Origin of the sequence: Xenorhabdus santafensis, from assembly GCF_033949405.1 — a bacterium.
Taxonomy (GTDB): domain Bacteria; phylum Pseudomonadota; class Gammaproteobacteria; order Enterobacterales; family Enterobacteriaceae; genus Xenorhabdus; species Xenorhabdus santafensis.
Genome location: NZ_VCDN01000033.1, coordinates 1 through 22,645, shown reverse-complemented (window position 1 = coordinate 22,645; position 22,645 = coordinate 1). Strand labels below are relative to the sequence as shown.

General features: G+C 40.6%; 17 protein-coding genes and 1 pseudogene. 9 read left to right on the top strand and 9 right to left on the bottom strand.

Annotated elements, in window-relative coordinates; genetic code table 11:
* The first annotated feature begins 12 nt into the window (after positions 1 to 12).
* The 3 genes from lolA to serS all read left to right on the top strand — a co-directional run bounded on the left by lolA (position 13) and on the right by serS (position 3,354).
* Positions 13 to 624: an outer membrane lipoprotein periplasmic chaperone LolA gene (gene lolA, locus FE392_RS09410; RefSeq protein WP_319929970.1), complete on the top strand. Its 612-nt coding sequence runs from the start codon at positions 13 to 15 to the stop codon at positions 622 to 624.
* Positions 625 to 631: 7 nt separating this feature from the next.
* Positions 632 to 1,975, top strand: a complete 1,344-nt coding sequence (locus FE392_RS09405; RefSeq protein WP_319929969.1) for a replication-associated recombination protein A — start codon at positions 632 to 634, stop codon at positions 1,973 to 1,975.
* An 89-nt stretch (positions 1,976 to 2,064) separates the two neighbouring features.
* A complete protein-coding gene (gene serS / locus FE392_RS09400) occupies positions 2,065 to 3,354 on the top strand; it encodes a serine--tRNA ligase (RefSeq protein ID WP_319929968.1) in 1,290 nt (429 codons plus the stop codon).
* Between the two features lie 80 nt (positions 3,355 to 3,434).
* Here serS and FE392_RS09395 read toward each other — a convergent pair whose 3' ends face one another.
* From FE392_RS09395 to ycaO, 7 genes are all read right to left on the bottom strand, one after another.
* Positions 3,435 to 4,253, bottom strand: a complete 819-nt coding sequence (locus FE392_RS09395) for a BPSS1780 family membrane protein (protein ID WP_319929967.1) — start codon at positions 4,251 to 4,253, stop codon at positions 3,435 to 3,437.
* 83 nt (positions 4,254 to 4,336) lie between these two features.
* Positions 4,337 to 5,152, bottom strand: a complete 816-nt coding sequence (locus tag FE392_RS09390; RefSeq protein WP_319929966.1) for a BPSS1780 family membrane protein — start codon at positions 5,150 to 5,152, stop codon at positions 4,337 to 4,339.
* Positions 5,153 to 5,677: 525 nt separating this feature from the next.
* On the bottom strand, positions 5,678 to 6,832 hold the full coding sequence (locus FE392_RS09385; RefSeq protein ID WP_319929965.1) for an endonuclease/exonuclease/phosphatase family protein: 1,155 nt from the start codon (positions 6,830 to 6,832) through the stop codon (positions 5,678 to 5,680).
* Between the two features lie 157 nt (positions 6,833 to 6,989).
* A complete protein-coding gene (pflA, locus tag FE392_RS09380) occupies positions 6,990 to 7,730 on the bottom strand; it encodes a pyruvate formate lyase 1-activating protein (RefSeq protein WP_319929964.1) in 741 nt (246 codons plus the stop codon).
* Positions 7,731 to 7,874: 144 nt separating this feature from the next.
* On the bottom strand, positions 7,875 to 10,157 hold the full coding sequence (gene pflB / locus FE392_RS09375) for a formate C-acetyltransferase (protein ID WP_319929963.1): 2,283 nt from the start codon (positions 10,155 to 10,157) through the stop codon (positions 7,875 to 7,877).
* A gap of 54 nt (positions 10,158 to 10,211) precedes the next feature.
* Positions 10,212 to 11,069, bottom strand: a complete 858-nt coding sequence (gene focA / locus FE392_RS09370; protein ID WP_319929962.1) for a formate transporter FocA — start codon at positions 11,067 to 11,069, stop codon at positions 10,212 to 10,214.
* Between the two features lie 309 nt (positions 11,070 to 11,378).
* Entirely contained in the window at positions 11,379 to 13,142 is a 1,764-nt protein-coding gene (ycaO, locus tag FE392_RS09365) for a 30S ribosomal protein S12 methylthiotransferase accessory factor YcaO (RefSeq protein WP_319929961.1), read from the bottom strand.
* 147 nt (positions 13,143 to 13,289) lie between these two features.
* On the opposite strand from ycaO, the gene ansB reads away from it, so the two are divergent.
* The 6 genes from ansB (at position 13,290) to ihfB (ending at position 20,673) form a co-directional block, all read left to right on the top strand.
* Positions 13,290 to 14,333, top strand: coding sequence for an L-asparaginase 2 (ansB, locus tag FE392_RS09360; RefSeq protein WP_319929960.1), 1,044 nt, complete (start codon positions 13,290 to 13,292; stop codon positions 14,331 to 14,333).
* A 714-nt stretch (positions 14,334 to 15,047) separates the two neighbouring features.
* A complete protein-coding gene (serC, locus tag FE392_RS09355; RefSeq protein WP_319929959.1) occupies positions 15,048 to 16,136 on the top strand; it encodes a 3-phosphoserine/phosphohydroxythreonine transaminase in 1,089 nt (362 codons plus the stop codon).
* 100 nt (positions 16,137 to 16,236) lie between these two features.
* Positions 16,237 to 17,523, top strand: a complete 1,287-nt coding sequence (gene aroA, locus FE392_RS09350) for a 3-phosphoshikimate 1-carboxyvinyltransferase (protein ID WP_319929958.1) — start codon at positions 16,237 to 16,239, stop codon at positions 17,521 to 17,523.
* Between the two features lie 229 nt (positions 17,524 to 17,752).
* The gene (gene cmk / locus FE392_RS09345; RefSeq protein WP_319929992.1) at positions 17,753 to 18,439 is read left to right on the top strand and encodes a (d)CMP kinase; all 687 of its coding nucleotides are present in this window, start codon (positions 17,753 to 17,755) and stop codon (positions 18,437 to 18,439) included.
* 192 nt (positions 18,440 to 18,631) lie between these two features.
* The gene (gene rpsA / locus FE392_RS09340; RefSeq protein ID WP_092507134.1) at positions 18,632 to 20,305 is read left to right on the top strand and encodes a 30S ribosomal protein S1; all 1,674 of its coding nucleotides are present in this window, start codon (positions 18,632 to 18,634) and stop codon (positions 20,303 to 20,305) included.
* A gap of 77 nt (positions 20,306 to 20,382) precedes the next feature.
* Positions 20,383 to 20,673: an integration host factor subunit beta gene (ihfB, locus tag FE392_RS09335; RefSeq protein ID WP_038237207.1), complete on the top strand. Its 291-nt coding sequence runs from the start codon at positions 20,383 to 20,385 to the stop codon at positions 20,671 to 20,673.
* 32 nt (positions 20,674 to 20,705) lie between these two features.
* Here ihfB and FE392_RS09330 read toward each other — a convergent pair whose 3' ends face one another.
* Positions 20,706 to 21,938: an MATE family efflux transporter gene (locus tag FE392_RS09330; RefSeq protein WP_319929957.1), complete on the bottom strand. Its 1,233-nt coding sequence runs from the start codon at positions 21,936 to 21,938 to the stop codon at positions 20,706 to 20,708.
* A 458-nt stretch (positions 21,939 to 22,396) separates the two neighbouring features.
* Positions 22,397 to 22,474: pseudogene (locus tag FE392_RS22130) on the bottom strand (IS1 family transposase); the annotation flags it as partial.
* Between the last annotated feature and the right edge of the window lie 171 nt (positions 22,475 to 22,645).

Genomic DNA, 22,645 nt, shown 5'->3' with positions numbered 1-22,645 from the left:
GGTATCTCGCACATGAAAAAACTGATGTTGATTGGTTGTCTGATTATGGGTGTGAGTGCAGGTTCTGCATGGGCTAATGCTACGCAGGATTTGCAAGGGCGTTTAGGGAAAGTCAATAGCTTTCATGCCAACTTTACTCAAACCGTAACGAGCGGTGATGGCGCTGCAATCCAAAAAGGGGAAGGTGAGCTTTGGATTAAACGCCCCAATTTATTTAACTGGCACATGACATCGCCTGATGAAAGCGTGCTGGTCTCTGATGGCAAAACATTATGGTTTTATAATCCATTTGTTGAGCAAGTAACCGCGAATTGGCTAAAAGATGCAACGGGCAATACGCCGTTTATGCTGATTGCACGCAATGATCCTGCTGATTGGAAGCAATATAAAGTGGTACAAAGTGGTAATGACTTTGAGCTGACTCCCAATAATACCAATGGGAACTTAAAACATTTTTCAATTACAGTGACGCCAGAGGGCACAATTCAGAAATTTACAGCGATTGAACAAGATGGGCAAAAAAGTGCTTATCAACTGCAAGGTCAGCAAAATACGCGTGTCGATGCGTCAAAATTCAAATTTACAGTCCCAGATGGCGTAACGTTGGATGATCAACGTCAGTGAGGTTTAAGTGAACAACCTTTCACTCGATTTTTCGCAGAACGAATTCCAACCACTGGCCGCCCGAATGCGGCCAGTCACATTAGATAACTATATCGGTCAGCAACATTTATTGGCCGAAGGTAAGCCTTTGCCAAGGGCAATCCGGGCAGGCCACCTTCATTCCATGATCTTATGGGGGCCACCGGGAACAGGGAAAACAACGCTGGCTGAAATCATAGGTCACTATGCCCAAGCTGATATAGAACGGATTTCAGCCGTAACGTCGGGCATTAAAGAAATTCGTGAATCCATAGAAAAAGCACGCCAAAACCGCAATGCAGGGCGCAGAACGATTTTATTTGTCGATGAAGTCCATCGATTTAATAAAAGCCAGCAAGATGCGTTTTTACCGCATATTGAAGATGGCACGATCACATTTATTGGCGCAACGACTGAAAACCCTTCTTTTGAATTAAATTCGGCATTACTGTCACGGGCTCGCGTCTACTTACTGAAATCGCTCTCAAAGGCGGAAATTGAGCAAGTACTGATTCAGGCGATGGAAGATAAAGAGCATGGGATTGGTGGGCAAAATATCGTATTGCCGGACGATACCCGTCAAATGATAGCAGAGCTTGTAGCTGGGGATGCGCGTCGCTCATTGAATTTGCTGGAAATGATGTCAGATATGGCAGAAGTCAATTCACAGGGGCAACGGATCCTGACGCCGGAATTGTTGAAAGAAGTGAGCGGGGAAAGAAGTGCGCGCTTTGATAACAAAGGTGATCGATATTACGATTTAATTTCTGCTTTGCATAAATCCGTCCGCGGCTCTGCGCCTGATGCAGCACTTTACTGGTATGCCAGGATCATATCCGCGGGAGGGGACCCACTCTATGTTGCCCGACGGCTACTGGCTATTGCTTCCGAAGATGTAGGGAATGCTGATCCACGTGGCATGCAAGTCGCAATTGCTGCATGGGATTGTTTCACCCGTGTAGGGGCGGCTGAAGGAGAACGGGCCATTGCACAGGCAATTGTTTATCTCGCATGTGCGCCCAAAAGTAACGCGGTTTATACCGCATTCAAAGCAGCGATGGCCGATGCACAAGATAAACCCGATTATGATGTCCCGGTTCACTTGCGCAATGCTCCAACTAAACTGATGAAAGAAATGGGATATGGTGAAGCATATCGATATGCTCATGATGAACCGAATGCATATGCTGCCGGTGAAATTTATTTCCCGCCTGAAATGGAACAAACACGTTATTATTATCCGGCAGCCAGAGGGCTGGAAGGTAAAATTGGGGAAAAATTAAACTGGTTAATGGAACAGAACCAAAATAGCCCAATAAAACGCTATCGTTAATCTCACTGATACGGTAAGGTTTATATTCAATAGTTTTCACTATTTATCCCAATAACATTATTTTCAATAACAACAAACACAGGACTAGCATGCTCGATCCAAATATGCTGCGTAATGAGCTAGACGCAGTCGCCGAAAAACTGGCTCGCAGGGGTTATACCCTTGATGTGGAGATGCTGCGCAAGTTAGAAGAGCGCCGCAAAGTTTTACAAGTTGAAACTGAAACCCTGCAGGCAGAGCGGAATTCCCGATCGAAAACTATTGGTGCAGCTAAAGCCCGCGGTGAAGATATCGAACCACTGCGTCAGGAAGTCAATCAGTTGGGTGAAAAACTGAATGCGGCAAAAGCTGAGTTGGAAACGTTGCTGGCGGAGATCCGCAATATTGCATTAAGCATGCCGAATATTCCTGATGACTCTTCCCCTGAAGGCAAGGACGACAGCGATAACCTTGAAATCAGCCGTTGGGGTGAACCTCGCCAATATGACTTTGAAATCAAAGATCATGTTTCATTAGGTGAACTGGCTGGTGGCCTTGATTTTGCAGCCGCAGTTAAATTAACCGGTTCACGTTTTGTCGTAATGAAAGGTCAGATTGCTCGTCTGCACCGTGCCATCGCACAGTTCATGTTGAATTTGCATACTGAACAGCATGGTTATCTGGAGACTTACGTTCCTTATCTAGTTAACCATGATTCTTTGTACGGTACAGGTCAATTACCTAAATTTGGTGAAGATTTATTCCACACCAGACCATTGGAAGAAGAATCTGCCAGTAATTATGCTTTGATCCCAACAGCAGAAGTTCCTGTCACTAACTTGGTTCGTGATGAAATTCTGGATGAAAGTGAATTACCTCTGAAAATGACGGCCCATACACCTTGCTTCCGTTCTGAAGCAGGTTCCTACGGTCGTGATACCCGTGGCCTGATCCGTATGCACCAATTTGATAAAGTTGAATTGGTTCAAATTGTTCATCCAGAGAAATCGATGGAAGCACTGGAAGAATTAACGGGGCATGCTGAAAAAGTATTGCAGTTACTGAATCTGCCATATCGTAAAATGCTGCTGTGCACGGGTGACATGGGAGCCGGCGCAAGAAAAACTTACGATCTGGAAGTTTGGTTGCCTGCGCAAAATACTTACCGTGAAATTTCATCTTGCTCTAACACTTGGGATTATCAGGCTCGCCGCATGCAGGCGCGTTTCCGTAGCAAGGATGACAAGAAAACTCAGTTGGTTCATACACTAAATGGTTCTGGTCTGGCGGTAGGCCGTACTTTGGTTGCTGTAATGGAAAACTACCAACAGGCAGATGGCCGAATCGAAATTCCAGAAGTATTGCGCCCTTATATGAATGGGTTGGAATATATCGGTTAATCATCTGTATAATCGATAAAAAAGTGATAGATAAAAAGGCGCCATTATTTGGCGCTTTTTTTATGATGAGGAAACACGGGTTAATTCGTTATGGCTATTTCGTTTTTCTTCGTTTCTTGGGCATAAAAAACTTTACGGTACAGAGAATAATAGGTTGCCATTTGCAGCGGCATAGTGAACAAAAGGCCTATAAACAAAGGAAGAGCAGAAATAAAAATTAATAAATTGAGGAAGAAAAAGAAGAGCAATATCCCTACTAGGTTTTTACATACTGCATTCAAACTAACGAGTAGAGATTTTTTTACACTAAAACCATTAAGTATAATTAATGCAGGAGCAAACAAAGAGTATGCAGTAGATAAAAATAGAGTAACGATGCAAGAAAATAGAGATAAAAATGATGATGATGAATTTTCATTAGAGAATATTGAATTAATATCGCTATATATATCTCCAAAAATAACTTGATATAAATCATCGCCATCTATAAGAGCAGAAAAAGTATATCCTATAAGATTTATGCCGAAGGCAACGAAACCGACCATCAGCATTGAACTGAATTTATATTGAAAACCATAAAAAAGCCGGCCTATTTCAACTTTTCCCGTTGTATTTTGTGTATGACAGACAGAAATGATTCCTGCTATAAATAAAGGTTCCAGTACATTAGAAATAATAAAAGAAAAATAAGGAATAAAGAAAATTACTAAATTAATAATACTATAAATAATGCCAAGTAGTATCCAACTTCCTAGTTTGGGTGAAATGAAATTCCAGGCATCACTTATCGAGCCGATAGCTGCATCGACATTAATTTGTTGTCCTTCAGAGAGTAAACTGTCGCTAGCTGGTTCATTTGCTGTTTTTTCTAAATTTATTTTGATGTCTTTTTCATCCATTATTTGTACTCCCATTATTAATAAATAATAAAAAAGCGCTATGAAAAGCGCTTTTTTATATATAGTTATCTATTCACAAATAATCAGCTGATTAGAGTAGATTTACGTTCGTTTTCTTTTGGAGCATAAAAAATGCTACGGTAGCTTGTATAAACAGTGATCATACACATAGGCATAGTAATTAAGAAACCTAAGAATAATGGGATTGCTGAAATAAATATTATAACACCCATCAATAAGAAATATATAAAACCACCGAATAGGTTTTTCTTGACCGCATTCAGACTCATGGATACTGCTTCGCCAAATTTTAGATCATTAATGATGATTAAGGCAGGAGCAAACCAGCTAAATGCAAGTGCAACAATCATGAAAGCGTATAAGATAATAAATGCAAAGAATAAAGTGGAAAGGCTGCTTAATAATAATGCTGAATCTGGATCTTCTGCTGATAAGATCAATTGTAATATACTTGTACCGCCAACAATAACTGCTGCAATCACTCCAAGTAAATAGATACCGAAGGTAAGCCCGCCAACTGCAACTAATGAACCTAGCTTATTTTGAAATCCATAGAAAAGCAGCCCTATGTCAAAGTCGCCAGTGGCTCTTTGTTGTTGAACCGCTGCGATGAAGCCGGCAACTAGGACTGACCCAAACAACATACTGAAGATGCCAAGGAAAGGCAGGAATTGTACAACTGCTAAAAGGCCCATGTAAATCAAACCCATCAGTATCCATTTCATTGGCTGTGCTTTAAATATTTGCCAAGCATCACCTATCCATTCTGTGGCCGCTCCAGCGCCTGCAGCACGCCCGCCAGGAATGAATATCTCTTTCTCTTTACTCAGAGAAACATTATTTTCCCTTGAATCGAAATTAATATCTTGATTATCCATTTTTTTTCCGAATTATCTTATTGAATGATTATTTTTGAATTATGTTTTCTCTATACCATCCCATTAATGCGCGTTTGTAGAGAAAGCAGGCCGGATTATCTTATAAAAATTATTAAGCAACAAGTGTTAATTGGGTAACTTATTTGTGGATTAATATGCATTATATTATGGATATTGACGAATGCCTTGAATGGGTTTCTTATTGCAATAATCCAATTTTAGCTTAATTCCCTAATATATATTGATACAAGGAAAATCACTTTATCTCTAGTAAGCGATAGCGTGTTTTTATAGATTAAAATATCGTTTTTTATATTTTTAAAAATATAAGTATTGCTTTTGCATAAAGTAATAAATGGAGTTATATCTTTGTATTGCAATAATTTACTCCATTTATTAAGTGGATGAGTTAAAAGGCTGTTTTATATTTTATTTTATTGGCATCAGTATAATGTAAGATTTAATAAGAAATATGAATGAATTGTTGCTTGATTTTTATAGTTACATCTTGAGTTGCTATGCTGATCATAGTGCCAGGATAAAGGTACTTAATACTCCTTTATGATCAGTCGGCCAAATTCCTTTTGGTTGTTTAAATTTATCATGGGAATTTTCCTCAACTCGTTTGCCTCTGACAATACTGCTAGAAGGGCCGATAATCATGACATCTTTTACTGTCAAACGTGGATCTGAATGATAAAAAATAAAGTCAATGCGATCGCGCTCATCTGCTTTTGGTGCCCATGCTAGTTTACTAATATCAACGTTTATATTGTTTGCTGGCCAGGTAAAACCGGGGTATGTAACTGGATCAGGATATTTAGTTCGATAGGTGTCAATATAACCTGCGTTAGTTAATAATTTGATACTGGTCCAGGGTACAACAGTACCATTATGATCGAACATATTTTTTGTTTTTTCTGACCAATCTTGCCAAGAAGGTTCATTAAAATCACCTGCAAGCATAATCATGTGATGGTTATCGATCCCATTTTTTGCATTTTTTATAAATAAATTAATTGAGTTTGGTCGCTGTGATTTATTATTTTCTTTCAAAATATGATTGATATTCGTATCTGGGCCATTAGGTAATTCTTTCCATGTGTTACCGTCATAGCCTCTGGGAAGATAGTTGGCCGCATGTTTATAATCTAAATGAGCAGAATAAAAATCGATGTAAACGCCATTTTTCTTAATGAGTACTTTAGTAAATCTATCAAAATTAGCATGTTTTATTATAGGATAGCGAGAGAGAATGCTGGCGTCATTTCCTGATTTATAAGAATAATATTTAAATCCCTTATTATTAAGTGAGTTTACTAGCCGTTTAGTGAAATCAATGTGATTGTAATTTTTAACTTCATTAAGAGAAATGAGGTCAGCATTAGCAGCAATGATGGCATTTACAATGCCATCATATGATCCTTTGATGTAATGACCTTCTAACCAAATATTTAATGTGAAAACTTTTAATGGAATGTTTTTATGAAAGATATTTTTATTGATGGAATTTGGTTCGGATTCGCTTTTAATAGAATTTTTATCATGGCTAATCAAGATGTTATTTTTATTTTCATCAAGATATTTATCGGGAGCTAAATTTTTATCATTAGCCTGTATATTTAAAGAAATTAATGATACCCCTGATATCATAAAATAAAAAATTAAATTTTTCATCATAATCCCCTCTTAATGGTAATGAAAAATGATTTTTTGTTTCTGACAGGTAATACTAGATCGAATTTATATTGCTAAAAAGCTTTTTTCAAAAAAAAACTGACTTCAATTCTTGGAAAGTCAGTTTTTATTAATATTCTAATGGAGTTAGAGCAGAAACTTAATAAATCACATGATGACCATAACTACTTAAAATTTCTTTTACTCTATCCATCGTTTCTTTTGAAGGAGGATGAACATTATCCAATTTATACTCTTCACCCATGGCAACCCATTTATGTTTACCCAGTTCGTGGTAAGGCAATAATTCAATTTTTTCAATATTTTTCATGTCCTTGGTAAATTCACCAAGTAAATGAACGGATTGTTCATCATCCGACCAACCAGGAACGACAACATAACGGATCCAGGTTCTTTGATTGCGTTTGGCTAGGTAATGGGCAAACTCAAGTGTTCTGTGATTGGATACACCGACCAGTTTTTGGTGTATCTCATCATTGATTTGCTTTAAGTCCAGCATAACAAGGTCAGTATCGTCCAATAGTTCATCAATCACTGGGTCATAACGACGGACAAATCCATTGGTGTCTAAACATGTGTTGATTCCCTCTGCATGGCAAGCCCTGAACCAATCACGGACAAATTCAGCCTGAAGAATGGCTTCACCGCCTGAAGCAGTAACACCACCACCCGATGCATTCATAAAATGGCGATAGGTCGTTGCCTCTTTCATGAGTTCTTCAACAGCAACCGTCTTTCCTCCGTGGGTATCCCAGGTATCGCGATTGTGGCAGTAAAGACAACGCATCAAGCAACCCTGAAAAAAAACAATAAAACGGATCCCCGGTCCATCGACGGTTCCGCAAGATTCAAAAGAGTGGATACGACCAAGTACGGACATGAACGGATTTCTCCAAAAACTGACAAGTAATAAAGGCCCCAAGTATTTAGGGGCCTTTAGTTTATGCCATTTCAATAGAAGATAATGGCATTTTTAGGTAACACAATTTTAGTTGACGTTATTTTCAGCAATGGATCTCAATGATTACATTGTTTGCGTAAAAGTACGGGTGATAACGTCTTTTTGTTGCTCTTTAGTCAACGAGTTAAATCGTACAGCATAACCTGATACACGGATGGTCAGCTGAGGATATTTCTCAGGGTTTTCCATCGCATCCAGCAGCATTTCACGATTCATCACGTTTACATTCAGATGTTGACCACCTTCGATATCAGCTTCATGGTGGAAATAACCATCCATCAAACCTGCCAAGTTTGCCTTGCGTACTTCATCATCTTTACCCAGTGCGTTAGGCACGATGGAGAAGGTGTATGAAATACCATCCTTGGCGTAGGCAAATGGCAGTTTGGCCACTGATGTCAATGAAGCAACCGCACCTTTCTGGTCACGTCCGTGCATTGGGTTGGCGCCCGGCCCGAATGGTGCCCCAGCGCGACGTCCATCAGGTGTATTACCCGTTTTTTTGCCATACACTACGTTAGAGGTAATGGTCAGTACAGACTGTGTTGGAATAGCATTGCGGTATGTTTGCAGCTTCTGGATTTTTTTCATGAAGCGTTCAACCAGATCACAAGCGATATCATCGACGCGTGGATCGTTGTTACCAAATTGTGGGTATTCACCTTCAATGTTGAAGTCAATGGCCAGCCCATCTTCGTCACGGATTGGAGATACTTTTGCATATTTAATTGCAGACAATGAGTCAGCTGCCACAGATAAACCTGCGATACCACATGCCATGGTACGGAGCACATCGCGATCGTGCAGAGCCATCAATGACGCTTCATAGCTGTATTTATCATGCATAAAGTGAATGATATTCAAAGCAGTGACATACTGTTTCGCCAGCCAATCCATGAAGTGATCCGTGCGTTCCATGACTTTGTCATAATCCAGCACAGCATCTTGCATAGGTTCTTCTTTCGGCCCAACCTGCATTTTCAGTTTTTCATCCACACCGCCATTGATGGCATACAGCATGGTTTTTGCAAGGTTTGCACGAGCACCGAAGAACTGCATTTGCTTACCAACTATCATTGGGCTGACACAACATGCGATAGCATAGTCATCGCTGTCGAAATCAGGGCGCATCAGGTCATCGTTTTCATATTGCAAGGATGACGTGTCGATAGACACTTTTGCTGCGAATTTTTTAAAGTTAATCGGCAGTTTTTCAGACCACAGAATGGTCATGTTAGGCTCTGGGGATGGCCCCATGGTGTAGAGTGTATTCAGGAAACGGAAGGTGCTTTTCGTTACGAGTGTACGACCGTCCAATCCCATGCCAGCCAATGATTCGGTAGCCCAAATCGGGTCGCCAGAGAACAGTTCATCATATTCAGGGGTACGCAGGAAACGCACCATACGCAGCTTCATGACCAGATGGTCGATCAATTCTTGCGCTTGTTGCTCAGTCAATTTGCCTGCTTGAATATCGCGTTCGATGTAGATATCCAGGAAGCTGGAAACACGACCGAAGGACATTGCTGCGCCATTTTGAGATTTCACGGCTGCCAGATAGGCAAAGTAAGTCCATTGTACCGCTTCTTTGGCGTTGGTTGCTGGATTGGAAATGTCATATCCATATTTGGCCGCCATTTCTTTGATTTGGCCAAGAGCGCGATGTTGCTCAGCAATTTCTTCGCGCAGGCGGATAGTGGCTTCCAGATCTTCGCCATTTTCTAATTTTTCTTGCAGGGAGGTGAATTGCGCAAGTTTGTCATTGCGCAGATAGTCGATACCGTACAATGCAACGCGGCGATAGTCACCAATGATACGACCACGGCCATAAGCATCCGGCAGGCCAGTCAAAACACCAGATTTACGGCATTTCAAAATATCAGGTGTATAAACATCAAAGACACCCTGATTATGAGTTTTGCGGTATTCGGTAAAAATTTGTTTCAGTTTTGGATCCAGCTCGCGATTGTATGCTTTGCAAGAACCTTCCACCATCTTGATGCCACCAAATGGAATAATGGCACGTTTCAGAGGTGCTTCGGTTTGCAAACCAACAATTTGCTCCAGACTTTTTTCAATATAACCAGCATCATGAGAGGTAATTGTAGACGCAACGTTGGTATCAAAATCTACCGGTGCATGAGTACGGTTTTCAATTTTGATACCTTCCATGACTTTTTCCCACAAAATATCTGTCTCTTTTGTGGCGCCTGCAAGGAATGATTCGTCTCCTTCATACGGGGTATAGTTTTGTTGGATGAAGTTGCGAACGTTGACTTCATTTTTCCAGCTACCCTCGTTAAAGCCTTGCCATGCTACAGAAAATTTTTCATTTAACTCGGACATGATACTTCTACCTTTTAACAGTGGAACTTTTAAGAAACTTGGCGTGGAGGCGGATTAACTCTTTTTGCCGCCACGTAAATAAATGAACCAATAAGTCAACCCAACCAATATCGCACCACCGATAATGTTGCCTATCGTTACGGGGATTAAATTATCAGTAATAAAATTTGAAACGGTGAGTTGGGAAAACTGTTCGGGGCTTGCTCCTGTTTTTTCCCAAAATGTATCTGGGGCAAAGTTTTTGATGACGATCCCGAACGGAATTAAAAACATATTGGCGATACTGTGTTCAAAACCACTTGCCACAAACATGCCGATAGGCAGTATCAGCACGAATAATTTATCGATCAGGCTGCGCCCGGCGTAGCTCATCCAAACAGCCAGACATACCATCAGATTGGCTAAAATACCTAAGCAGACGGCTTCAATAAAGGAGTGGTGCATTTTATGGTCTGCTGTTTGCAATACATTCAGCCCCCAAGCACCATTGGCAACGGTGTATTGGCCTGAGAACCAGAGCAAGGCGACAAAAAACAGTGCCCCAATCAAGTTACCGACATAAACGTTGAGCCAGTTCTTGAACATTTGCGACCAGGTTATGCGGCCTGTCGCTTTTGAGATGATTGTTAGGACAGTGGATGTAAAGAGATCGACACCGCATATCACCACCAGCATTAAACCAAGGGAAAAACAGATCCCACCGGTTAATTTTGCCAATCCATAAGGAACAGAGGATGTTCCTGTCGTTGCTGTAAGATAAAAAACAAAAGCAATGGAAATAAACACACCTGCCATGATTGCTGATAAATAAGTCACTGTGAGGTGTTTATTGACTTTATATACACCACTGTCATCAGCGATTTGTGCCATTACAGCAGGTGAAAATAAATTAAAAGGGTTGTCAGTTTTCATCCTAACACTCTCTTTATCCTTAGTTAATTATAGCACGCAATGATAGTAACAAATGGGCACAGACCTAAATTTGATATGGATCATATTAGGCCGAAAGTCTGGTGATTGTTCGGGGGCTAAATACGATTATTTTATTTTAACATGGTGATTTATAAAGGAAAAATATTTTTTAAAATTTATAAAAATATTTTATATAAGGAGTTTTGGTTGTGAGGGAATAAAAAGTAAAATAACAGGTTAAATTGTTATTTATTTGTCATTTTAAAATAAATTGTATTTAACCTGAATTTTACTTTTAATGTATTTGGCTTATTTAGTTATCCAAAATTCACGCTTGGCTTTTTGCAACTTTTCATAAGCATTCAATAAACTCTGATGTGCTGGCAGCGCTTTTAATTCTGAATCGATAGACCAAAGACCGTGGAAACAATTTTCCCCGGCAATTGCAGCAGAGGCCGCATCTACTGTGTCTTGACCGTACATTCTTACAAATGCTTGATAATACTGCTCTGGCTCGCGATCTTCTTCTTGGGTCAACAGTAACAGTGTTTGCAGGCAACGATAATAATTAGTGCGCTCTGCGGTGAAGACTGAATTATTGAAGTCTTGTGTCCATTCAACCCAAATCAGAGCTTGCTCCAAATCATTACCCGCCAGCGCCAGCATGGATTTTAATTCACCGATGCGCAGGTTACTCCAGCCGTTATCTTTGCCAGCCGCAATGCCTAACAATTCACGGACACGGGTGAAGTCATCCAATCCTTCATCATCCAACTGTTCAAGGAGTGCAAGGTACTCTTCCGGCTGCCATTGGCTGTCCGGCAGTGCCAGGATAGTGTCACGCAGATGAGTGCCCATAGTGTTATTGGCGATGTGCAGATCTTCGACTGGATAGATATCTGACATACCCGGAACCAGAATACGGCAAGCGTAAACACCGAGGTGTTCATAATCAGCAATATAAACTTCAGCATCCAACACATTGAAGATATTCATCAAAGTCGTAAATTCTTCTTCGGTTGTTCCGCTGAAATTCCAATCTGCAAATTCATAATCGGCATCTTGTTTGAACAGATCCCAACTGATGGCACCGCTTGAATCAATGAAGTGAGTTTCCAGATTGGTATGCTCAGAAACTTCTTCATCATCAAAGCTTGGTGGCGTAAAGACATCCAGATCTTTCAGACTACGGCCTTGCAGTAATTCGGTGACAGTACGTTCCAATGCTACGCCAAAATCAGGATGGGCACCAAAGGAGGCAAAACAGGTTCCATTGCTCGGATTGAACAAGACTACACAGATTACCGGGAATTGGCCGCCGAGTGAGGCATCGTAGCAATAAAGCGGGAAGCCCTCTTCTTGCAATTTATTCACTGATGCAACTACACCAGGGTAACGGTTCATAACCTCTTGTGGGATTTCAGGCAGGCTAATGCGTTCAGCAATAATACGGTTTTTCACATAACGTTCGAATACTTCGGATAAGCCTTGAACCCGGGCTTCATTGGAAGTATTGCCCGCTGACATGCCGTTTGAAACATATAGGTTTCCGATAATATTCATCGGAATATAAATAGCTTGGTTGTCTGATTGACGAGTAAAAGGCAGGGCGCAAATACCTCGTTCTTCATTACCTGATTGCAGATCAACCAGTTGGCTGGCGCACAACGCATGATCTGGGTCATAAAAACGATGCAGGCGTTCGTCTAAAATGCCTTCCGGCAGAGAATCATCTTCTGGCAGAGGGAACCATTTCTCATTTGGGTAATGAACAAAATCGCCATTGGCAATGGCATTGCCAAGATAAAAATCAGCAAAAAAATAGTTTGTCGACAAGCGCTCGAAATATTCTCCCAGTGCAGAAGCCAAGGCAGCTTTCTTGCTTGCACCTTTACCATTGGTAAAGCACAGAGGGCAATCGCGATCACGGATATGTACTGACCAAACATTAGGAACCGGATTCAGCCATGAAGCTTCTTCAATGTTAAAACCAAGAGATTGCAGCTTATGCTGGAAACGGTTAATGGAATCTTCCAATGCGGCATCTTTGCCTGGGATATAGGTTTGCGTCATCGTAATTCACTTCAATTTATGTTAGATGCCGCATATCATACGGCGTTTTTTTTGTCTGCTCTATCAATTACCAAAAATTATTGTTAATTAGAGTTTATTTTTTACTGTAATACATAATAAAATGGTTTTTTTACAAGAGGTTAAATAATGAAAAAGACTAAAAAAACAGCAATAGCCGGTATTTTGGCTTTAATCAGTGGTTCTGCATTTGCTTTGCCAAATATCACCGTCTTGGCAACCGGGGGAACAATTGCAGGGGGTGGTGAATCCGCAACTCAATCTAACTATACAGCGGGTAAAGTTGGTGTTGATGCTCTGTTGAATGCTGTACCAGCAATTAGAAACATTGCAGATCTGAAAGGTGAGCAGGTTGTTAGCATTGGTTCTCAGGATATGAATGACCAAGTTTGGCTGACTCTGGCGAAAAAAATCAATGCAGATTGTAATAAGACCGATGGTTTCGTGATTACCCACGGTACTGATACCATGGAAGAAACAGCTTATTTCCTCGATCTGACTACTCAGTGTAAGAAACCTATCGTGATGGTTGGTGCAATGCGTCCATCCACCGCTCTGGGCGCTGATGGCCCACTGAACCTGTACAATGCGGTTGTTGTCGCATCTGACAAAAACTCTGCAAACCGTGGCGTTTTGCTCGCGATGAACGATTCCGTGATCCACGGTCGTGACATCGGTAAATTGAGCACCACTGAAGTTCAGGCATTCCAGGCTGTGAATGCGGGTGCACAAGGCTTCGTTCACAACGGTAAAGTAAATTATTACTCTAATGCACCAGTAAAAACTGAAAAAGCACCGTTTGATGTTAGCAAGTTGGATAAACTGCCAAAAGTTGGCATTGTCTATAACTACTCCAATGCATCTGAACTGCCAACAAAAGCGCTCATTGAAAATGGCTTCCAAGGCATTATCAGTGCAGGCGTAGGTAATGGCAACATCTATACCTCTATTCTGGATACGCTGGCTAAAGCAGCAAAAGATGGTGTTGTTGTTGTTCGCTCCAGCCGCATTCCTTTCGGCTACACTACCCAGAATGCTGAAGTTAACGACAGCAAATATGGTTTTGTAGCATCTGAACGTCTGAACCCACAGAAAGCTCGTGTTCTTCTGCAATTGGCTCTGACTCAGACTACTGATACAGCAAAAATTCAGGAAATGTTCAGCAAATATTAATTTCTGATATTGAGTACTTATTTTTCGATATTAAGTACTGATTTTTGATTTTAATTATTTCTGATATAGAAAAACAGAAAGATGCATTTAATACATCTTTCTGTTTTTTCAGTTAAAAATTATCTCTATGATAGAGAATTATTTTGTTTCCAATAGACAAACTACCGATCCGGTAATTAGCTGTTCATCGTAAGATAGGATAAATATTCGCCTTTTAACGTCAATTCTGCATTTTGTGCATTAACTACAAGCATATTTTCACACAACGTCCAGTAGGTAAGCTGCCTATAAGCTTTTTCGAGAAACATAGGCATTAAGAATTATCTGCCAGTATGTAAACTTTCTCAGATAACTCTCGATAATTCACTGTGTGTGCCGTTGTAGTTATTGTGTAATATTCAGCATATTCCACAGGCCCTTGTATAAAAATATCAATTAAATCCAATTTGGCTAAATTGTTTGATTTTTTTCTCTTTGTATCGATGCCTGTGATAATTTCTGTGTCATTTTTAATCCTCATTTTAGTGATATTAATAATGGAACAATATCATTGTGACATTCAATTGAAGTCCTTGCATATGGGAAGTGATGCCATTAAGAACAATAAGTTATATAGATGGCGATAACTTATTTTAATAACCATTGCAGTGACAGGGCGAGAGTGATAAAACCAATACATCCGGTTTTATTGTATCCATTGATAGGGTGAAATTAATGAATCAGGTATATAATTTCAGCGCTGGCCCCGCAATGTTGCCAGCAGAGGTGTTACGCCGTGCAGAGCAGGAACTTTGTAACTGGCATGGTCTGGGAACGTCGGTGATGGAAATCAGCCATCGCAGCAAAGAATTTGTAGCAGTTGCGGCTGAAGCAGAAAAAGATTTAAGAGAATTATTAGCAATACCTGAAAATTATAAGGTGTTATTTTGCCACGGTGGGGCCCGTGGGCAATTTTCGGCATTGCCGCAAAACTTATTGGGAGACAAATCAACCGCAGATTATATCGTCAGTGGTTATTGGTCTGAAAGTGCTGCGAAAGAAGCAAAAAGATATTGCACGCCAAATGTCATTGATATCAGAACAGAAACAGATGGCATCAAAGGTGTGAAACCAATGAGTGAATGGGCTTTGAACAAAGATGCTGCTTATGTCCATTATTGCCCCAATGAAACCATTGAAGGCATCGGCATCTTTGAAGAGCCTGATTTTGGTGATGATACAATCGTCGTTGCCGATTATTCTTCAACAATTCTTTCCGCACCAATTGATGTCAGCCGTTATGCTGTCATTTATGCAGGGGCACAAAAAAACATTGGGCCGGCGGGAATTACGGTTGTCATTATTCGTGAAGATCTCTTGGGCAAAGCACACAAGCACACCCCATCCATACTGGATTACACTGTGCAGGCTCAATTTGACTCCATGTACAATACACCACCGACATTTGCATGGTATCTGTCTGGTATGGTATTTAAATGGCTGAAAGAGCAGGGGGGGTTACATGAAATAAGCAAACGTAACCATGCGAAAGCAGAACTCCTTTATCGTGCCATTGATGACAGCAATCTGTATATCAACCGTATTGAACCTAAAAACCGCTCTATTATGAATGTTCCATTCCAGCTCGCTAATCCGGCATTGGATGGCAAGTTTCTGGAAGAAGCCTATGCTCGCGGCTTACATGCGCTGAAAGGGCACAAAGTCGCAGGTGGTGCCCGAGCTTCTATTTATAATGCGATGCCTTATGAAGGTGTAAAAACACTGGTTGAATTTATGGCCGATTTCGAACGCCGCAACGCTTAATGCTCTATCGTCGGGGGAATAAAGTCTCCCGATATTAATATCCTGACTCGCTTCTAAAAATTCAAAAATAATGTGTTAAAAACCGGAGATCCCTCTCTTTATGCAATCCCTGACGCTACAACCCATTTCTCGTATTCATGGAACTATCAATCTGCCCGGCTCTAAAAGTGTTTCCAATCGCGCATTACTACTTGCTGCTTTTGCCAAAGGAACTACCCGTCTGACCAATTTATTGGATAGTGATGACATTCGTTACATGCTTAATGCGCTGACAGCGTTAGATATTCCCTATCGCTTATCTGCTGATCGCACTATCTGTGAAGTTGATGGCATGGGAGCAAATATCACAGGAAAAAGCGGGCTGGAGCTGTTTTTGGGCAATGCGGGAACCGCGATGCGGCCATTGGCAGCAGCATTATGTCTGGGAAACAATGATGTTGTACTGACCGGTGAGCCACGGATGAAAGAGCGCCCAATTGGTCATTTGGTAGATGCGTTGCGTCAAGGTGGAGCAAAAATTGATTATCTTGAACAAGAAAATTACCCGCCATTGCATATCAAGGGAGGTTTTTCGGGAGGAAAAGTTACTGTTGATGGCAGTGTTTCCAGCCAGTTCCTGACTGCTTTGTTGATGGCAGCACCATTGGCAGAGAACGACACCGACATTCAAATCCAGGGTGATTTGGTTTCTAAACCTTATATTGATATTACGCTGGCATTGATGAAAAGTTTTGGTGTGGTGATTCAAAATGAAAACTATCAGGTTTTCCATATTAAAGGCCAACAACAATATGTCTCGCCGGGGCAGTATTTAGTTGAAGGGGATGCTTCATCTGCGTCTTATTTTCTGGCCGCAGCAGCGATTAAAGGGGGCACAGTCCGTGTCACGGGCATTGGTAAAAACAGCCTGCAAGGCGATACCAAATTTGCCAATGTATTGGAGCGGATGGGAGCGATTATTCGCTGGGGGGATGATTTTGTTGAATGTGAAAGGGGAACATTAACAGGCGTTGATATGGATATGAATGCCATCCCGGATGCAGCAATGACCATCGCAACAACCGCATTGTTTGCGCAGGGAGAGACCGTTATCCGCAATATTTACAACTGGCGGGTAAAGGAAACTGACCGGCTCAATGCCATGGCAACTGAACTGCGCAAAGTTGGAGCTGAAGTGGAAGAAGGGCATGATTACATTCGTGTGACTCCGCCAGAAAAGTTAAATCATGCTGAAATCGAAACTTATAATGATCACCGCGTGGCAATGTGCTTCTCGCTGGTGGCTTTGTCAGATACTCCCGTTACTATTCTCGATCCAGGCTGCACAGCAAAAACATTCCCGGACTATTTTAATCAGCTTGAAAAACTCAGCCAGTATGTAGAGTAAGAGCCAAAAAGCAGGAAAAAAGAGCCGGAGTAAAACAAGTGCCCAAGAAATTTTCGTGCTGAAAAATGGTTCAGCATGAAAATTTGGGATAATTATGCCGCGCCTGTTTCGCTCATCCACTGAGTGCGTATAATAATACAGACTTTTATTGCTTATTAAATGAGCAATTATCTGCATTCGGTAGATGATCTGTCATTCATGCGAATGTTATGCGAAAAGGAGGATAATGATGGCGGCGATAGCCCCAGTAATAACCGTTGATGGGCCAAGTGGCGCTGGCAAGGGAACATTATGTCAGGCATTGGCTGAAGCGTTGGGTTGGCAATTACTTGATTCCGGTGCTATTTACCGTGTGCTGGCATTGGCTGCTATTCACCATCAGGTGGATATCCAGTCTGAAGACGCTCTGGTTCCTCTGGCTGCAAATCTGGATGTTCGTTTTGTACCCGAAAATGGCAAGCTCCGGGTCATTTTGGAAGGCGAAGATGTCAGTAACGAAATTCGGACTGAAACCGTTGGTAATACAGCTTCACAGGCTGCAACCTTTCCGCGTGTCCGCGAAGCACTTTTACGCAGGCAGAGAGCTTTTCGCCTTGTTCCGGGGCTGATTGCGGATGGTCGTGACATGGGAACAGTTGTGTTTCCTGATGCGCCAGTGAAAATATTTCTTGACGCAAGCGCGCAAGAACGGGCGCGCAGACGCATGTTACAGTTGCAGGATAAGGGTTTTAGTGTTAACTTTGAAAACCTTTTGTCCGAAATACAAGAACGGGATTTCCGTGATCGCAACCGGACTGTCGCGCCATTAGTGCCTGCACAAGATGCATTGATCCTGGACTCGACTAGCATGTCTATCGAAGAAGTGATTGATAAAGCACTGACATATGCGAAAAATATGCTGGAAATACCTGCATAATTGACAATTTTCGTAAATACACTATTGCAGTAGTGTATTAAGAAGATGTATATAGAATTCTGGTGTGTGGGTAGTGAAATACGCTGGCACACCAAAACACCTTGTAACAAGGAAAGTTGCGAGGTATGTAAAACAACCCCATTCGGCCGGATGCTAAATGGACGTTAATTAAAACACTTGAAGATCATTAACATGACAGAATCTTTTGCTCAACTCTTTGAAGAATCCCTACAGGCTATCGAAACACGTCCAGGTGCAATCGTACGTGGTGTTGTCGTTTCCATCGATAAAGACGTTGTACTGGTTGACGCAGGTCTGAAATCTGAATCTGCAATTCCTGTAGAACAATTCAAAAATGCTCAGGGCGAGCTGGAAATCCAAGTTGGCGATGAAGTTGACGTAGCTCTGGACGCGGTTGAAGATGGTTTCGGTGAAACTATCCTGTCCCGTGAAAAAGCAAAACGTCACGAAGCATGGCTGATGCTGGAGAAAGCATACGAAGAAGCTGAAACTGTCACTGGTGTTATCAATGGCAAAGTAAAAGGCGGCTTTACTGTAGAACTGAACGGTATCCGCGCATTCTTGCCTGGTTCACTGGTTGACGTTCGTCCGGTTCGTGACACTGCTCACCTTGAAGGCAAAGAGCTTGAGTTCAAAGTCATCAAGCTGGATCAGAAGCGTAACAACGTAGTTGTTTCCCGTCGTGCTGTTATCGAATCTGAAAACAGTGCAGAGCGTGATCAGCTGCTGGAAAACCTGCAAGAAGGCATGGAAGTTAAAGGTATCGTTAAGAACCTGACTGACTACGGTGCATTCGTTGATCTGGGCGGCGTTGATGGCCTGCTGCACATTACTGATATGGCTTGGAAACGTGTTAAACACCCAAGCGAAATCGTCAATGTGGGCGACGAAATCACAGTTAAAGTACTGAAATTCGATCGTGAGCGTACCCGCGTATCTCTGGGTCTGAAACAATTGGGCGAAGATCCATGGGTAGCAATCGCTAAGCGTTATCCAGAAAGTACTAAACTGACTGGTCGCGTGACTAACCTGACTGACTACGGCTGCTTCGTTGAAATCGAAGAAGGCGTTGAAGGTCTGGTACACGTTTCAGAAATGGATTGGACCAACAAAAACATCCACCCATCCAAAGTTGTTAACGTTGGTGACGTTGTGGAAGTTATGGTTCTGGATATCGACGAAGAACGTCGTCGTATCTCCCTGGGTCTGAAGCAGTGTAAATCTAACCCTTGGCAGCAATTTGCTGAAACTCACAACAAAAACGACCGTGTTGAAGGCAAAATCAAGTCTATCACTGACTTCGGTATCTTCATCGGTCTGGACGGCGGCATCGACGGTCTGGTTCACCTGTCTGACATCTCCTGGAACGTTGCAGGCGAAGAAGCAGTTCGTGAATACAAGAAAGGCGACGAAATCGCTGCTGTAGTTCTGCAAGTAGATGCAGAGCGTGAGCGTATCTCTCTGGGTATCAAGCAACTGGCAGAAGATCCATTCAACAATTACCTGTCTGTAAACAAGAAAGGTGCAATTGTTAATGGTAAAGTAACTGCAGTTGACGCAAAAGGTGCTACAGTTGAATTAGCTGACGGTGTTGAAGGTTACCTGCGTGCATCAGAAGCTTCTCGTGACCGCGTTGAAGATGCAACTCAAGTTCTGAACGTTGGCGATGAAGTTGAAGCTAAATATGTAGGCGTTGATCGCAAAAACCGCGTAATCAACCTGTCTGTTCGTGCGAAAGACGAAGCTGATGAAAAAGACGCTATCGCTTCTGTGAACAAACAAGAAGACGCAAACTTTGCTAACAACGCAATGGCTGAAGCTTTCAAAGCAGCTAAAGGCGAATAATCTAAGTCAATAACGGCGGGTAATATTTTCCATAGCGATAATATTACCCGAATACGGTAGTTTAGGGAGGTATACCCATGACCAAGTCTGAATTAATCGAAAGACTTGCAGAGCAACAATCTCACATGCCGGCCAAAGCCGTTGAAGATGCAGTGAAAGAAATGCTTGATCATATGGCAGAAACATTAGCTGCAGGTGAACGTATTGAAGTTCGCGGATTCGGCAGCTTTTCTCTTCACTACCGGGCTCCGCGTGTGGGTCGTAACCCAAAAACTGGTGATAAAGTGGAATTGGACGGTAAATACGTTCCTCACTTTAAACCAGGGAAAGAGTTACGTGACCGCGTGAATATCTATGGCGAAAGCTAAGATAAGTTATTACTTAATTAACTAACGGCACCTCAGGGTGCCGTTTTTTGTTTTGGAAAATATCTAACAAAATAAAGGATACAAAATATACTTGCCAAAATATTACCTATCATCATAAATTTGATAATATTTGCAATTGGATCACTATCAATTGAAAAGATGAATGATAATGGAATCCCAATAAATATTAATGATAGCCTGAATAATGGTGGGATCTGTGATATACCGTATATTCTAAGAGTTGCAATAAAAACTTGGGCTATACCATCAAATGCAATTACACCAATAGATAACATAAAATATTTAATGAGCAATTGATTTTTGTAACCTAAGTAAGCATAAGACAATAATGGTGTAATGCAGTAAAATAGAAATGAAAAAACTAAAATATAAATAAAAGCGTGTTTAAGATAGCCAGCAGTAACCAATCTAGCATTATTATTTTCTTTTGATAATGAAATTGTCAATGATATTGTCATTCCAACAAAAATCACAGAAATCGTATTCATAAAATTTAGGGTCAAACCGAAAAAAGCCGAAAATTCTGTTTCCATGTTGCTTGAAATATAGATAACCAAAAGTGATAACCCTCCTGTAAAACAGAGGCTGGTTATAGCATTAGTTCTTCCTAATACTAAAAGCTCCTTATTTAGCCCTTTAACATTCCTAGGTGATAATTTGATTTTTTCCTTTAAAAACAAATGAAACAAGGGAAATAAAATTAATAGCCTGACAAAACAAGTTGATGTTGAAACAGCTATCGAACTATTATCCATCCATTCAATAAGCACATAATTTAAGAATAGATTTCCAATTGAACTATATAAAGTGATTATAAGAACTTTCTTTTCCAGCTTAATAGTTTCTAATATATTAGAAAAGCATATTGATATACATAATGGGAAAATGCTAATGCTTAGAATTAGATATGTTTTAAGTATATCCATATTATAATGGAGAATAGGAGCTGTGAGCAGGCTAAATATGAAAAGACTAATGGCAAGATATATTGAGTATCGAAATGTGCCTTGAATATATTTCTCTCTATCTTGATAACTGGTTCTACCAATAACTATATTAATTCCAATACTAAGCATTATTGATAAAATCACAAAGATTTGGCTCAATTGTGCAGCAACAGAAAAATTTTTCACATATTCATTACCTTGATGTCCTAGCATAATCATATCGCAAAAAGGTAATGATAAAGCAATAAAACGAGTTGAGGAGATGATGAGTGCACGTGAAATGAAATCATTTTTCATTTTTGCTCTCCGATAATTTCGGGATATCATTATTTTCTTTTGATTCCCAAAATAAAAAGCTATGGCCATCAATAGGGTAGTTATTTTTATCTACATCTATATAAAAACCTCACGAAACTGCTCTGCTAAAGTTGATTTTTGAGCACCGAATAATTTATCATTTAATTCGCTATATAAACTAAGATTGTTGTGTTTGCAATTTAAAGTCTATGGTCTTATATACACTTGGTTAAAATAACCGTTACAAAATTTATCCAGGCTTTAGAAAATTTTCAAGAGATGTATGTCACATTTTTAATGCATGTGTGATATTTATTTTGCAACTTGCTGTTTTGAGGATTGATGATTTAGATATGAATTATTGTCAGTTTAAGATTAAATATAATTAGCATCTTGTATAAATAAATTGAACTTCTGCCGCCTTGCTATAAGTAGATAGTCATTATGATGTAAAGTTAAATTAGCTTGCGACAGGTCGCATCAGTTCTTCGTGGGCCGAATACATGTGTTATTACCTGCTTTCTCTTTGTATCAAATAACGTTTTGGAGTCACTACCCAAAATACCTTTTTGGAGAGCCTTTTATTAATCGAATCCAAACGACCCTTTTATCAATCAATAATTGTTATTGAAACGTTAAAATTCACCCTAATGTTAACTTAATTAATAATGTTTATACTCGTCGTTCTTCAAGGCACATTGATATTT

What these genes read in the sequence shown, in the direction of transcription:
- lolA (WP_319929970.1), top strand. Translation starts at nt 13, where the DNA reads ATGAAAAAACTGATGTTGATTGGTTGTCTGATTATGGGTGTGAGTGCA.
- serS (WP_319929968.1), top strand. Translation starts at nt 2,065, where the DNA reads ATGCTCGATCCAAATATGCTGCGTAATGAGCTAGACGCAGTCGCCGAA.
- FE392_RS09395 (WP_319929967.1), bottom strand. Translation starts at nt 4,253, where the DNA reads ATGGATGAAAAAGACATCAAAATAAATTTAGAAAAAACAGCAAATGAA.
- FE392_RS09390 (WP_319929966.1), bottom strand. Translation starts at nt 5,152, where the DNA reads ATGGATAATCAAGATATTAATTTCGATTCAAGGGAAAATAATGTTTCT.
- FE392_RS09385 (WP_319929965.1), bottom strand. Translation starts at nt 6,832, where the DNA reads ATGATGAAAAATTTAATTTTTTATTTTATGATATCAGGGGTATCATTA.
- pflA (WP_319929964.1), bottom strand. Translation starts at nt 7,730, where the DNA reads ATGTCCGTACTTGGTCGTATCCACTCTTTTGAATCTTGCGGAACCGTC.
- pflB (WP_319929963.1), bottom strand. Translation starts at nt 10,157, where the DNA reads ATGTCCGAGTTAAATGAAAAATTTTCTGTAGCATGGCAAGGCTTTAAC.
- focA (WP_319929962.1), bottom strand. Translation starts at nt 11,069, where the DNA reads ATGAAAACTGACAACCCTTTTAATTTATTTTCACCTGCTGTAATGGCA.
- ycaO (WP_319929961.1), bottom strand. Translation starts at nt 13,142, where the DNA reads ATGACGCAAACCTATATCCCAGGCAAAGATGCCGCATTGGAAGATTCC.
- ansB (WP_319929960.1), top strand. Translation starts at nt 13,290, where the DNA reads ATGAAAAAGACTAAAAAAACAGCAATAGCCGGTATTTTGGCTTTAATC.
- serC (WP_319929959.1), top strand. Translation starts at nt 15,048, where the DNA reads ATGAATCAGGTATATAATTTCAGCGCTGGCCCCGCAATGTTGCCAGCA.
- aroA (WP_319929958.1), top strand. Translation starts at nt 16,237, where the DNA reads ATGCAATCCCTGACGCTACAACCCATTTCTCGTATTCATGGAACTATC.
- cmk (WP_319929992.1), top strand. Translation starts at nt 17,753, where the DNA reads ATGGCGGCGATAGCCCCAGTAATAACCGTTGATGGGCCAAGTGGCGCT.
- rpsA (WP_092507134.1), top strand. Translation starts at nt 18,632, where the DNA reads ATGACAGAATCTTTTGCTCAACTCTTTGAAGAATCCCTACAGGCTATC.
- ihfB (WP_038237207.1), top strand. Translation starts at nt 20,383, where the DNA reads ATGACCAAGTCTGAATTAATCGAAAGACTTGCAGAGCAACAATCTCAC.
- FE392_RS09330 (WP_319929957.1), bottom strand. Translation starts at nt 21,938, where the DNA reads ATGAAAAATGATTTCATTTCACGTGCACTCATCATCTCCTCAACTCGT.